This is a genomic window from Kitasatospora sp. NPDC096128, from assembly GCF_040303105.1.
Classification (GTDB): domain Bacteria; phylum Actinomycetota; class Actinomycetes; order Streptomycetales; family Streptomycetaceae; genus Kitasatospora.
Genome location: NZ_JBEOSP010000041.1, coordinates 44,929 through 57,421, shown reverse-complemented (window position 1 = coordinate 57,421; position 12,493 = coordinate 44,929). Strand labels below are relative to the sequence as shown.

Sequence of the window (12,493 nt, the reverse complement as noted above, 5' to 3'; positions counted from 1 at the left end):
CGGTTCTCCGTGCGTCTACGTGGGTGTCAGAACGGTGGGGTGGTCAGAGCGAGTGGAAGGGCAGGCCGGCGTCGGCGACCAGCTCGTCGGAGGTGTCCGGCGGCAGCAGGCTGGCGGTGCCGTCGGAGACCGGAACGATGCCGAGGTCGAGCAGTTCGGCCATCGCGGCGCTGCCGGCCAGGTCGCGGACCTGGAGCTGGTAGCGGGCGGTGGTGCGGTAGGTGCCGCCGGAGTCGTCGGAGACCTTCTGCAGGAAGCCGGAGTCGACCAGGAACATCACCGCCTTGGCGACGATGCCGATGGTGGAGCCGGAGAGCCGGCGGGCGTCCTTGGTGGCGCCGGTGGCGGTGCGCCGGGCCCAGACCCGCCAGGCGGCCTCCAGGCCGGGGGCGTCGCTGGCCGGGTCGGTGTTGGCGCCGTCGGCGTCGGCCTGCTCCTCCAGGCGGCGGCAGGCCTGGCGGACGAAGGAGTCGACGCCGTTGACGGTGATCCGGCCGAGGTAGCCGTCGTCGGCGAGGTCCTCGGGGCGGGGGAAGGCCATCGCCGCGACGGCGAGGTGGGCCAGTCCGTGCAGGAAGCGGTCGGTGCTCTCGGAGGCGGCGCGGCGCGAGTAGTCGCCCATCCGGACGGCGAACAGCGACTCCTCGGCGGCCGCGACGGCCATGCCGGCCCGCGGCGAGACCTCCAGGACGACCAGGCCCATGCCGGTGGCGATGGCGTCGGCGAGCCGGGCGAACGGGGGGTCCTCGCGGTGGCGGCGGACGAGTTCGGCGTACTCGGCGTCGCGGGCGGGGAGCAGCTTGGCCTGGAGGCCGAAGGAGACCAGCCGGGCGGCGTCGGCGACGTCGGCCGGGGTGATCGGCGCGGGGGCCGCGGGTTCGGTCTCGGCCGCCCAGGACGTGTCGTGGTGGGTCGTCACGGGCGGTGCTCCTCGGGGGTGGCTCGGTGGTGGTGGTTCGTCACGGTGGTGCCTGTGGTTGTGTCGCGGTCGGGCCCGGTCAGCCGGCGTCCTTGCGGTCGGCGGCCATGCCGACGGCGTCGAGCAGGGCGCTGCCGACGATCAGGTCGGCGCCGCCGAACTCCCGGTCGCGCAGCGGGGTGCCGTCGTCCACGGCGAACAGCAGCCGCTCCTCGCCCTGGCGGTAGGCGGTGCCGACCGGCGGGCTGGCCGCGTGCACGGCCAGCAGGGCGACCAGGTAGGGGAGTTCCGGGTCCTGCTTGCGGGCGTCGGCGAGCAGGCCGGAGAGCCGGCGGGGGGCGTCCGGGGGCAGGTCGAGGAGTTCCTGGGCGGCTTCCAGCTGGGCTTCGGAGAAGCGGCTGTCGTCCGGGGTGGCGACCAGGTCCGGATCGGGCAGTTCGGCGCCGAGGTGCTCGCGCTCGACCGGCGGGGTGAGCAGCAGGTCGACCAGGTCGGCGACCCGCACCGAGACGGGCGTGCGCAGGCCGGCGCCGCGGGCGAAGAAGGCGCCGGTGGGGCGGACGGCCTGCTCTATCGGCAGCCGCAGCACGGGGGCGAGCAGCTGCCCGTACAGGTCGATGCCGCTGCGGGCGCCGGGGGTGGCGAAGGCCTGCCGGTCCTGCTCGGCGCGGAACAGCGGGCCGGCCTCCAGCAGGCGGGTCTGCAGCTGGGTGTGGCGGCGGATGCAGTCCTTGACGATGTCGACCAGCTCGGCGGCGCGGCGCTTGTGCTCCTGGTCCTCGGCCTCGTCGCGGGCCTTGCGGATGTTGGTGAGAATCGCGTTCTCGTGCCGGTAGCGGTCGGCGATGTGGTCCAGCGCCTCGTCGATGAGGTCCGGGACGGCCTGCATCCAGTCGACCGCGCGGACGTTGCGGCGGGTGGCGTCGAGGGCGCGGCGCAGCGTCTCGGCGTACTGGACGGTGCGGTAGCGGGCCTGCTCGGCGGCCAGCTGGGCGTCGGCCAGGCGGCCGCGGCGGATCAGCACCTCCAGCTTGACCTCGGCGGCGATCTGGGCCGAGGTGACGTCGGTGTCGAGCGCGCCGACCAGGACGTTGACCGCCTCGTCGGTGGTGCGCAGGTAGACGCCGCCGTCGGGGCCGGGGACCTCCTCGATCAGCTTGAAGTCGTAGTCCCGGCGGACGTACTCGCCGTCGGCGCCGAAGGTGCCGTAGACGGCGCGGAAGCCGCGGTCCACGCTGCCGACGTTGATCAGCGACTCCAGCACCCAGCGGGCGACCCGCTCGTGCTCGGGGGCGGGCCGGCGCGGGGCCTGGGCGGCGACCCGGGGGAGCATCCGGGCGAGCACTATGTCGCGGTCGGCCCCGGTGTCGAAGTCCATGTGCAGGGTGACCAGGTCGATCGCGGCGAGGCCGACCTCGGCCATCGCGTAGCCGCCGTACTCGCCGGCCAGGTTGACCTTGCGGCTGTCCAGGTCGTGCAGCGGGGCGGTGCAGGCCAGCGCCTTGAGCCGGCGGGCCAGGCCTTCGTCGGCGGCGGGGCCGGGCGCGGGCCGCGGGGCGGGCACGGCGGCGCCGGCGGCCGGGCGCAGGCCGGGCTCGGTGGGCGGGTCAGCGATGACGGTCACGGAGGACAAGATTAGAGGTTCGCACCGACATCGACCGAAACGGCCCTTGTGGACGGGCGGCGCGGCAGCTGAGCGGCACCGTACGGGGCCGAATCAGAACGGGGTTTCGACGGGATTCCGCCATTCTCGAACGGGCATGCGAGAAAGCCGTGGGCCGGCGCGACGGTTCGGTGATGATCGACCCATGATCACCCGACTCGCGAAAGCCGGCCTCGCCGCCGCGCTGTCCGTGACCACCCTCCTCACCGGCGCCGCCGTCGCCGCGGCCGCGCCGACCGACGCGCCCGGCCCCTCGGCGCAGCACGTGACGGTCTCGCTGAACGGCTACCTGCCGAGCACCACCCCGCCCGGGCCGGGCGGGTTCTCGGTCAGCTGGAGCTCGGCGGGGACGGCCGACCTCACCGGGCCGACCCACATCACCCTCGACCTGCCGCAGGGGCTCACCACCGACGGCGCGATGTTCTACTCCACGCCGTACGACTACACCTTCACCGAGACCGTCTCGCCGGACGGCCGCCACCTGGACGCCGTGCTGGTCGGCTCCCGGCGGGTCGGGTTCTCCGAGTTCATGAAGCTGAAGGTGTACGGCGACCCGACCAAGGCGTCCGGCCAACTGGTCGCGACCATCGGCAACCCGAACGACACCGACCCCGCCGGCCACGTCGCGATCGCGACCCTGGACGGCAGCACCCCGGCGCCGGTCGTCCCGGACGCGCCGTCCGTGACCGGCCTGGACACCACCACCGGCCCGGGCACCGGCGCCACCCCGGTCACGGTCAGCGGCAGCAACCTGAGCCACGGCATGGTGCTGGTCGGCGGCGTTCCGGCGCCGGGCAGCTGCACCGACACCGCCTGCACGGTGACCACGCCCGGCGGGTCGGGCAGCGCCCCGGTCAGCGTGGTGACCCCCGGCGGCACGGCGGCGGCGCCGGTCGCCTTCGACTACACCGGTGCCGCCCCGCCGGCGCCGCCCGTGCCGACGGTCACCTACCTGGGCCCGGCCAGTGGGCCGGCGGCCGGCGGTACCTACGTCGCCATCGCGGGCGCCGACCTGACGTACGGGTCGGTGCGGTTCGGCGGGGTGCCGGCCGGCCGGGTCTCCTGCGGCCCGAGGTTCTGCACGGCGTACGCGCCGTCGGCCGCCCAGCCGGGGCCGGTGGACGTCACGGTCACCACGGCGGGCGGCACCAGCGCGCCGGTGACGTTCACGTACACGGCGTAGCCGCTCCTCCCCCGATGCCCGGGTGCCGCTCCGGCGCCCGGGCATCGGTGCGCGCGGGCACCGGCGGCCCGAGGAGATAGTTGAACATGTTCAAATCGAGGGTCCAGAGTCGACCGTACGCAGACGGGACAAGGCCCGGCTGCACATTCGGCATGGGCGCGCGCCCGGCGCGCGCGGGAGGTATGCGTGATGGACGGCGATCCTGCGGTCATCCTGCGGCGGGCCCGGCGGTGGCTCCGGTTCTTCCTGGTCTGCCTGGTGCTGAGCGGCCTGACCGCCTTCCCGCTGGAGACCGAGACCCGCTGGCTGGTCGAGCTCGCCACCGGCCCGGCCGCCCCGCTGACCGACCACCTCCCGGCCGTCACGGCCTGGTTCGAGCGGGTCCACACCGGCATCGCCGAGACCGACCGGCAGTACCCCTTCCTGGCGTACGGCACCGACTGGCTGGCCTTCGCCCACCTGGTGATCGGCGCCGCCTTCTGGGGGCCGCTCAAGGACCCGGTCCGCAACATCCGGGTGATCCGCTGGGCGGTGCTCGCCTGCGGCGCGGTGATCCCGCCGGCACTGATCTGCGGACCACTGCGCGGGATACCGCTCGCGTGGCGATTCATCGACATGTCGTTCGGTGTCTTCGGCGTCATTCCGCTGCTGATCGTGCTGCGCGCCCTGCGTCCGCTGGAACGTTCCTTCCAGGAGCGCCTTGCCGCGAACTGAGTCGGTGGCCCACAGCGCCGCCCCGGGGCGCGAATGACCAGGCCGCGCGCCGGGGGGCCCGTCGGCCGTCCGGGTCACGGCCGACGGGCTTCATCGCAAGGCCCTACCATCTGGCTCAACAGCTGCTGGGAGGCGGACGCGCGTGGCCGATGCGGTGATCGATCTCAATGCGGACCTCGGAGAGGGGTTCGGGCGCTGGACCCTGACCGACGACGAGGCGCTGCTGTCGGTGGTGACCAGCGCCAACGTCGCCTGCGGCTTCCACGCCGGGGACCCGTCGACGATGCGCCGGGTCTGCGCCCTGGCCGCCGAACGCGGCGTCCGGATCGGCGCCCAGGTGTCCTACCGCGACCTCGCGGGATTCGGCCGCCGCGCCATGGACGTCCCGCCGGAGGAACTGGCCGACGAGATCGCCTACCAGATCGGCGCCCTCCAGGTCTTCGCCCGGGCCGCCGGCTCCCGGGTCTCCTACGTCAAACCGCACGGCGCGCTCTACAACCGGGTGGTCTCCGACTCCGAGCAGGCCGAGGCCGTGGTGGCCGGGGTGCTGCGGGCGGGCGCGGTCTGCGACGGGCCGCTGCCCGTCCTCGGACTGCCCGGCTCCCGGCTGCTCGCCGTCGCCGAGGGGGTCGGACTGCCGGTGGTCGCCGAGGCCTTCGCCGACCGCGCCTACACCTGGGTCGGCACCCTCGTCCCACGCCGCGAGCCCGACGCGGTGGTGCACGACCCCGAGACGGTCATCACCCGCGCCGTCGGGATCGCCCGGGACGGCACGGTGGAGGCCGTCGGCGGCGACCGGATCGCCGTCGAGGCCCGCTCGCTGTGCGTCCACGGGGACACCCCCGGGGCCGCGCAGCTCGCCTGGCGGATCCGCGGTGCCCTCGCCTCGGCCGGGGTGCGGGTCGAGGCCTTCTCATGACGAGTGGGCCCGGCGGGCCCGGCGGGCCGACACGGCCGGGCGGTTCGGGTCCAGGCGGTTCGGGTCCAGGCGGTTCGGGTCCGGGCGGTTCGGGTCCGGTGCGGCGGATCGGCGAGCGGGCGCTGCCGGTCGGGCTCCCGGGCACCGCCGAGGTCGCCGACGGACACACCGGCGCGAGCCGAGTCGAGCGAACCGCGGGCGGCGCGGCCCGGGCCGCCTAGGCGGGTGCCTGCCCGCCCTCGTCCGCGCCCAGGGCGACGGCGGCCGCAGCCGCGAAGCCGTCCGGGTTGTCGAGCATGATGTTGTGCCCGCAGTCCGGCACCTCCACCACCCGTACCCCGGCCGCGCGCAGCCCGTCGGCGCCCGAGGGGCCGTCCGCCTCCGGGTGGATGAAGGTGCGCGGGAGGTCGAGCCCGAGCAGCATCGCGCGCATGGTCGGATCGCTCCCCCGGGCGAGGTGCACGGCGCTGCGGTACAGGCCCTCGGGGCCGGCCAGCCGCATGGTGGACCACCAGGACGGGCCGACCCGTTCGGCGACCTGCGCCCGGCCGCCGGCCAGGAACTCGGCCTCGGTGTAGCCCGCGATCCCGCTGCTGCCGATCCGCTCGGGGTCGGGCGCGATCGGGTCGAGGTTGGCGTCCACCAGCACCAGCCGGGAGACCAGCCCGGGGTGGCGGTGGGCCAGGACGATCGCGATCGCGCCGCCCATGCTGTGGGCGACCACCTCGACCTGGCGGAGTCCGGCCGTCGTGACGGCCGCCGCGACCGTGTCGGCGTGCTCCTCCAGGGTGTAGCCGAAGTCGGCGGGCCGGTCGCTGATCCCGAAGCCGAGCAGGTCGAGCAGCAGGGAGCGGCGCCCGGCGAGCAGCGGGTGGACGGCGGCGGCCGCGAAGTAGACGGGCGAGCTGGCGCCGAGGCCGTGCAGGTAGAGCCGGGCGGGCTCGGCGCCGGGCAGCTCGACCCAGCGGATCCGGTCGTCGTTCGGGGTGACGGGGATTTCGCGCACGCTCACACGCTCCTGGGTCGATCGGTGCTGTCGAGGCGACACGATACCTCGACACCGAGGTATACCGGAACCGATATATCGCCACACCGAGACGCGGATCTGGGAGAGTGACCCCATGCTCAAGCTCGCGATCCTCGGGTTCCTGTACGACCGGCCGCTGCACGGCTACGAACTGCGCCGCCACCTCGCCGCGCTCACCGGCCACATCCGCCCGATCAGCGACGGCTCGCTCTACCCCGCGATCAAACGGCTGGAGGCCGACGGCCTGCTGGTCCGCGAGACCGAGCCCGGCAGCGCCGCCGCACCCCGGCACACCCTCCACCTGACCGGGGCCGGCCGCACCGCGCTGCTCGACCGGCTGCGCGAGCCCGAGCCGCTCGACATCAGCGACGGGAACCGCTGGACCACCGTGGTCTCCTTCCTCCGCCACCTCGACGACCCGGCCGCCCAGGCCGCCGTGCTCCGCCGCCGCCTGGCCTTCCTGTCCGAGCCCGCCAGCTTCTTCTACGAGGGCGACCGCCCGCGCACCGCCGAGGAGTTCACCGACCCGTTCCGGCGCGGCCTGCTGTTGACCGCCCGGGCCACCACCGAGGCCGAACTCGGCTGGCTGCGCGCCACCCTGGCCGAGCTGGAGCTCCTGACGGGCTGACCGAAAGCCGCCCGGACGCCCTTCCCTCCCCGCCCCGGGCGTGCTCCGATGACCGCCATGGGCAACGACTTCGACGAGAACGACGATCGACGCGAGGGCTACGACGGCACGGGCACGGGCGCGATCACCCCGGACGGCTGCTCGGTGGAGGTGTGGACCCGGCTCCCGGCGGGCGACATCCCGGACGTGATCGAGGCAGCCGTCCCGCCCGGCGCCAGCATCCTCGAACTGGGCTGCGGCGTCGGCCGGATGACCCACCCCCTGATCGAGCGCGGCTTCGCCGTGACGGCCGTGGACGAGTCCGCCGAGATGCTGGCCCGGGTGCGCCCGGAGGTCCGCACGGTGCGCAGCCCGATCGAACGGCTGGACCTCGGCGAACGCTTCGACGTCGTGATGCTGGCCTCCTTCCTGGTGCACGCCGGCGATCCGGCCGTGCGCCAGGGCCTGTTGGAGACCTGCCGCCGCCACGTCGCCGAGGACGGCTGCGTGCTGGTGCAGCGCGAGGGCGAGGACTGGCACCGCAACGTGCCCCGGGAGAGCCGGATCGCCGGGACGGACGGGGTGGCACGGATCCTCTCCACGACACCGGTCGGTTCCGGGGTGAATTCGGTCCGGTCCGAGTACGTATTCCCGGACGGCACCTGGACCCAGACCTTCCTGTCCCGCCCGCTCACCGCGGCGGCCTTCGAGGAGGCCCTGGCGGACGCCGGACTGCGGGTCGAGACGTACCTGACGGAGGACCGCACCTGGGTCCGGGCCCGACCGGCCGGCTGACCCGGCTGAGAACCCGGCACGGATCCGACTGAGAACCCGGCGCGGATCCGGCGCGGGCCGGACGTGAACTCGGCACGGCGGCACGGATCCGGTACGCAAAGGCCGGTCAAAGGGCGAACAAAGAACTGTCACCTCCACCCCGTACCATCGGCCGCGCGCCGGGCGCTGGAGCTGTTCAGGATCGGCGAGGGCCCGGCCCCGGCCTGGGGCCGACGATCCTGGCCGCCCTGATCGCCTTCGCGGTCGGCTACGCGGCGATCGCCTGGTTCCTCGAGTACATCTCGAACAACAGCTTCCTGCCGTTCGTGGTGTACCGGGTACTGCTCGGCACCCTGATCATCGGCCTGGTGGCGGGCGGCGCACTGGCCCCGGACGCGGGCCCGGTCAAGTAGAACCCAGTTCCACCGACGGCCGCCCGGGCGGCGACGCAGTGGGGCCGGGGCACCGTGTCGGTGCCCCGGCCCCACTGAACGCTGACGGGCCTACCGGCCGGAGTCCCTGGCGGTCAGCCGGCCGCGTACGGCGGCGTGGACCTCGGCCTCCTCGGCCGGGTCGGCGGCGAGCCTCCGCAGCCGCTCCAGCACACGCGCGTCGCCGGTGGTGGCGACATGGCGCGCGGCGAGCTCGCGGGTGGACTCCTCGCAGTCCCAGAGGCACTCGACGGCGGGCCCCTCGGGGAAGTGCACGTCGGTCACGGCGAGCGCCCGGGCGGCGCGGCCGCGCAGTTCGGAGGAGGCGGCCTCCCCGTAGATGTGGCGCAGGACCGGGACGGCGTCGGCGGCGGCCAGCCGCCCCGCACCGTCGACCAGGGACCCGAGCCCAGCACCGCTGACCCCGCGCACGGAGATCCAGCGGCGCAGTCCGGCGACCACCAGCGGGGCGTCGGCCGGCTCCCCGGCGTCGGCGAGCAGGCGCACGGCGGTCTCGCCGAGCGCGCTGTCGGCCCCTCCGCTGGCCGGGTCGGCCCAGCGGCGGGCCTGGGCCAGCACCTCGGGGCCGCGCATCCGGCCGAGCAGCTCCAACGCTGCCCGGACCATCCGGTCGTCCACGTCAGCTGCTGCGGCCTCGATCAGTTCGAGGGCGGCCGGGTCGCGCTGGTCGACCAGGTAGCGCAGGGCGGCCCGGCGGGCGCCGGGCAAGCCGTCGCGAGCGGCCTCCAGCAGGACCGGCCGGTCCTCGGGCCGGACCACGGCGGTCAGACAGCGGGCGGCCGCGGCGGCGCGGCGGTCCACCGCGTCGGGGCCGGAGCGGTCCTCGTCGGTGCGCACAGGCTCGGGGCGGCTCAGGAAGGCGCCGGCGCCGAGGTCGCCCAGCCGGCCCTGGTCGGCCCAGGCCAGGACGTCGGCGGTGGACCAGCCCGGGGTGACGCCGCCGCGGTTGAGCTGGCGCTGCCAGAGGTCGAAGGGCGACTGCTCGCCGGCGGCGGCCACCCTCGGGTGGTAGGCCGCCCAGAGCCGCCAGGGCCGGGGCTCGTAGGCGTTGCGGATGAAGTCGCGCAGCTCGGCGTCGCCCTCGGGGCCCGGCGGGAAGCGGTCCAGCACGGCGGTGCCGAGCAGCAGCAGGCCCCGGTCGTCGTCGCGCAGGGCGAGCTCGTCCAGGGCCCAGGCCCAGTTGGCGCCCGTGGCGGCGTACTCGCGCAGCATCAGCAGCGCGTCGCGCCGGCCGTACGCGGCGAGGTGGCCCAGGACGGAGAGGGCGAGGCCGGTGCGGCTCTCGTCGTCGCTGACGAGGTCCTCGGCGGAGTGGAGGTGGTCCTCGATGCCCTCGAGGGAGGCCTCCAGCTCCATGTAGAGGCGTGCGTAGTAGAGGGAGCGGCTCTCGACCTGCCAGTCGGCCCGCGGATCCCTGGTGACGCATTCCTCCAGCGCGGCGATGGCCTCGGCACGGTCGGCAGCCAGCGCATGGAGCTGCCCGTCTCCACGGCCTCGCTGAAGGAGGCCAAGGAGGCTGGCGCTAGGTGCTATCACTGGCTCGAACATGAGGTCAGCATCCGTTGCGGCGGTCGTAGTGGCAACGGGATTTCCGTCGCCGGGGTCTCTGGTCGGTACTGCGGTGGGCGCCCGGGCGCCGGAATCACCGAAGGTTACCGCCTCGGGCCCCCTTCCGCACACAGGGCAACGAAGGCCCCTGCCAGGGTGGCATATGCCAGAGGAATTTTGCCTGCGTTCTGTCCAAATCGCCCACGCCGGTCGCGACGCTGTGCGACAGTCTTCTCACCACCACCACGCCCCGCGCACGGCGGGGCACACCGAGCGATGGACCCGTCATGAACATGCCCTTAGGCACCGCCCGCCCGCCGGACACCGTCACGGTGGACGGCGCCCGGGCGGGCGCGGACGGCACCGGCACGGACTCCGCCGACGACGGCTCCGCCAGCGGAACGGACGGCAGAGTGGACGGCACGGCGCAGGATCCGTCCGGCCCCCATCTCGGCAAGGCCGGCACCGGGGACGACCGGGCCGTCGGCTCCGCCGAGTGGGACCTGCTCACCGACCGGGTCCGCTGGGACCAGGCGACCTACCTCCTCCTCGGCTGCGACCCGGGCCACGGCCCGCTCAGCCTCGACCGGCTGCCCGACCGCCTCCCCGAGGCGGACCGGCCGCTGCTGCGCCGGATGATGACCGACGCCCTGGTGCACGGCCGCCCGGCCGCCGGCACCCTGCGGATCCGCCGCCCCTGCGGACGGCACGACCACGTCGAGTGCGCGGGCGAACCCGTGCTCGACGCCGACGGCACCGTCACCGCGCTGCGGATGCTGCTCCGGCCGGCTCCGTCGGCCTGAGCCCGCGCCCTTCCCCGGGACAGCCCCTCCCGAGCCCTCCCCGACCGGCCGCCCGTCTCACGACGGTCGCGGCCGGTTCTTGGCGTCCGCCGCCCGCAGCTCCCGGCCGAGTTCCGCCCGCAGCTCGTCCACCACCGGCAGCCCCCGGTAGCGGGCGGTCAGCCGGTACATCTCGCGCAGCCGGTCCCAGGTCCGGTGCGAGGAGTTCTGGCCGATCAGGTTCATCACCATCTTGGCCTGGAACTCCGCCGCGTCCGGCTCCCCGGTGATCCAGTGCACCGAGGCCAGGGTGATCCGGTCGAACAGCGCCGAACGCAGCTGCCCGGTGCCCTCCCGCAGGGTGATCACCCGCTCCGCGTGCCGCCGCGCCTGCGGGGCCGCCGCCGGGTCGTGCTCGGACAGGGTGCGCAGCACCAGCGCCTGCATGCCGCGCAGTTCGGCCTCGTCGAAGACCTGCATCCAGGACGGCGGCGGCTCCGGCGAGTCCTCGGTGAACAGGTCCTCCGCCTCGCCGAGCAGCCGGTAGGTGTCCTGGGAGTGCCCGATCGAGGCGTGCGCCCAGGCCTCGACGGTGTTGAACATCGCCCGCGTTCTCGGCAGCACCAGGCCGCCCCCCGCCTTGGCCGCCGACATCAGCTCGATCGCGTCGTCGGCCCGGCCGAGGTGCACCATCTGCCGCGCGGCCCGGGAGATCGCCTCGCCGGCCCGCGGCCGGTCGCCGGCCTCCTTGGCGGCCTCGGCCGCCATCATGAAGTACCGCTGGGCGGTGGGCTCCAGGCCCACGTCGTGCGACATCCAGCCGGCCAGCACGGCCAGGTCGGCCGCGACCAGCCACAGCCGCTGCTCCACCACCGGCGCGTGCCGGTGCGTCAACAGGCCGCCGACCTCGTTGAGTTGACCGACCACCGCCTTGCGCTGCAGCCCGCCGCCGCGGGCCGCGTCCCAGGCCCGGAACACCTGCACGGAGCGCTCCAGCGACTCCACCTCGTCGAGCCCGACCGGGCCCGCGTCGTACACGTCGACCACCGGGCGCGCGCCGCCCCCGGTGACCACCTGGCGCTGGCCGGGCAGGGCCGCCGCGTACGCGACCGCGTCCCCGCCCAGCCAGCCCCGCAGGGAGTCGGCGACGACCGCCCCGGCCGTGAGCGCGGCTCCGGCACCCATCAATCCACGTCGGTTCAGCATGAGGTCCATTCCCGTGAACTCGGTGAGGACCGCGGCTGTTCGATCCGGCGACCATGGCACTGCTGCGGACGGCTCCGCTCCGGACCTGGTGGGCCGGTGTCGTTCCAGACCGAGGTCCTCAGTGGTGACGACACGTCCGAGCCGCTCCGTGAACACGGCCGCCAGCACCCTCGGCACCGGATCGCGCGGGATCTCCCCCTGCTCGATCCACCGCCGTACCCTCGACGTGTCGGTGGACAGCTGCTGCTGCCCCAGCGCGGCACCCCGACGGTTGACCAACCGGGCCAGTTCGCCCTTGGACCATCCGGTCAGGACGAACAGATCGGCGAGTCGGGTGTTGGGTTCCCTGCTCAAAATGAAGCCCCCAGGTTCCTCGGCACTTCGAGGCTAGAGGCTCCGGCAAGTGCCAGGCGAGCATTCGCCACCGTTCGCCAGGGCCCGCCAGACTACTAAGCCAGTGCCCGACGGGTGTGTTGTAGGGATGCGCCACCTCGCCCCTCGGGTCGGGCGGCGTCCCACCGGCGTCGGGGCAGTCCCCCGACCGTGGCACGGGACGCTCCCGGTCCTCACCCGAGGGGGTGGCGCGGCCGGGTGGCGCGGGGGCGCCGGGCACGGCCACGGCAGTCCGGTCGACCGCATTCCCCAGGGTGCGGACGGCCGGAGCACTGTCGAACAGGGGTTCCTGACCCCGCGTCCGTG

General features: G+C 74.5%; 12 protein-coding genes. 7 read left to right on the top strand and 5 right to left on the bottom strand.

The annotated features are described in order from the left end of the window. Window positions 1-43: 43 nt before the first annotated feature. Both ABTY61_RS33515 and ABTY61_RS33510 read right to left on the bottom strand, forming a co-directional pair. Window positions 44-919, bottom strand: a complete 876-nt coding sequence (locus ABTY61_RS33515) for a hypothetical protein (RefSeq protein WP_350508912.1) — start codon at window positions 917-919, stop codon at window positions 44-46. 79 nt (window positions 920-998) lie between these two features. Then, window positions 999-2,507, bottom strand: a complete 1,509-nt coding sequence (locus ABTY61_RS33510) for a hypothetical protein (protein WP_350508935.1) — start codon at window positions 2,505-2,507, stop codon at window positions 999-1,001. A 220-nt stretch (window positions 2,508-2,727) separates the two neighbouring features. Here ABTY61_RS33510 and ABTY61_RS33505 point away from each other — a divergent pair, with 220 nt between their 5' ends. The 3 genes from ABTY61_RS33505 (at window position 2,728) to ABTY61_RS33495 (ending at window position 5,398) form a co-directional block, all read left to right on the top strand. Beyond that, window positions 2,728-3,765, top strand: coding sequence for an IPT/TIG domain-containing protein (locus tag ABTY61_RS33505; RefSeq protein ID WP_350508911.1), 1,038 nt, complete (start codon window positions 2,728-2,730; stop codon window positions 3,763-3,765). Between the two features lie 189 nt (window positions 3,766-3,954). Further along, window positions 3,955-4,479, top strand: a complete 525-nt coding sequence (locus ABTY61_RS33500) for a hypothetical protein (protein WP_350508910.1) — start codon at window positions 3,955-3,957, stop codon at window positions 4,477-4,479. Window positions 4,480-4,621: 142 nt separating this feature from the next. Continuing rightward, window positions 4,622-5,398, top strand: coding sequence for a LamB/YcsF family protein (locus tag ABTY61_RS33495; RefSeq protein ID WP_350508909.1), 777 nt, complete (start codon window positions 4,622-4,624; stop codon window positions 5,396-5,398). 217 nt (window positions 5,399-5,615) lie between these two features. Here the strand turns inward: ABTY61_RS33495 and ABTY61_RS33490 are convergent, their stop codons facing one another. Then, window positions 5,616-6,404: an alpha/beta fold hydrolase gene (locus ABTY61_RS33490; protein ID WP_350508908.1), complete on the bottom strand. Its 789-nt coding sequence runs from the start codon at window positions 6,402-6,404 to the stop codon at window positions 5,616-5,618. Window positions 6,405-6,519: 115 nt separating this feature from the next. On the opposite strand from ABTY61_RS33490, the gene ABTY61_RS33485 reads away from it, so the two are divergent. The 3 genes from ABTY61_RS33485 (at window position 6,520) to ABTY61_RS42060 (ending at window position 8,219) form a co-directional block, all read left to right on the top strand. After that, window positions 6,520-7,053, top strand: a complete 534-nt coding sequence (locus tag ABTY61_RS33485; RefSeq protein ID WP_350508907.1) for a PadR family transcriptional regulator — start codon at window positions 6,520-6,522, stop codon at window positions 7,051-7,053. 57 nt (window positions 7,054-7,110) lie between these two features. Next, a complete protein-coding gene (locus tag ABTY61_RS33480; protein WP_350508906.1) occupies window positions 7,111-7,827 on the top strand; it encodes a class I SAM-dependent methyltransferase in 717 nt (238 codons plus the stop codon). Between the two features lie 86 nt (window positions 7,828-7,913). After that, window positions 7,914-8,219, top strand: coding sequence for an undecaprenyl-diphosphate phosphatase (locus tag ABTY61_RS42060; RefSeq protein WP_502895471.1), 306 nt, complete (start codon window positions 7,914-7,916; stop codon window positions 8,217-8,219). 90 nt (window positions 8,220-8,309) lie between these two features. Here ABTY61_RS42060 and ABTY61_RS33470 read toward each other — a convergent pair whose 3' ends face one another. Further along, complete coding sequence (locus ABTY61_RS33470) at window positions 8,310-9,806, bottom strand: HEAT repeat domain-containing protein (RefSeq protein WP_350508905.1); 1,497 nt, start codon at window positions 9,804-9,806, stop codon at window positions 8,310-8,312. Window positions 9,807-10,093: 287 nt separating this feature from the next. On the opposite strand from ABTY61_RS33470, the gene ABTY61_RS33465 reads away from it, so the two are divergent. Continuing rightward, a complete protein-coding gene (locus ABTY61_RS33465) occupies window positions 10,094-10,609 on the top strand; it encodes a PAS domain-containing protein (RefSeq protein WP_350508904.1) in 516 nt (171 codons plus the stop codon). 57 nt (window positions 10,610-10,666) lie between these two features. Here ABTY61_RS33465 and ABTY61_RS33460 read toward each other — a convergent pair whose 3' ends face one another. Further along, the gene (locus tag ABTY61_RS33460) at window positions 10,667-12,148 is read right to left on the bottom strand and encodes a DNA-binding protein NsdB (RefSeq protein WP_350508903.1); all 1,482 of its coding nucleotides are present in this window, start codon (window positions 12,146-12,148) and stop codon (window positions 10,667-10,669) included. Window positions 12,149-12,493 lie beyond the last annotated feature (345 nt).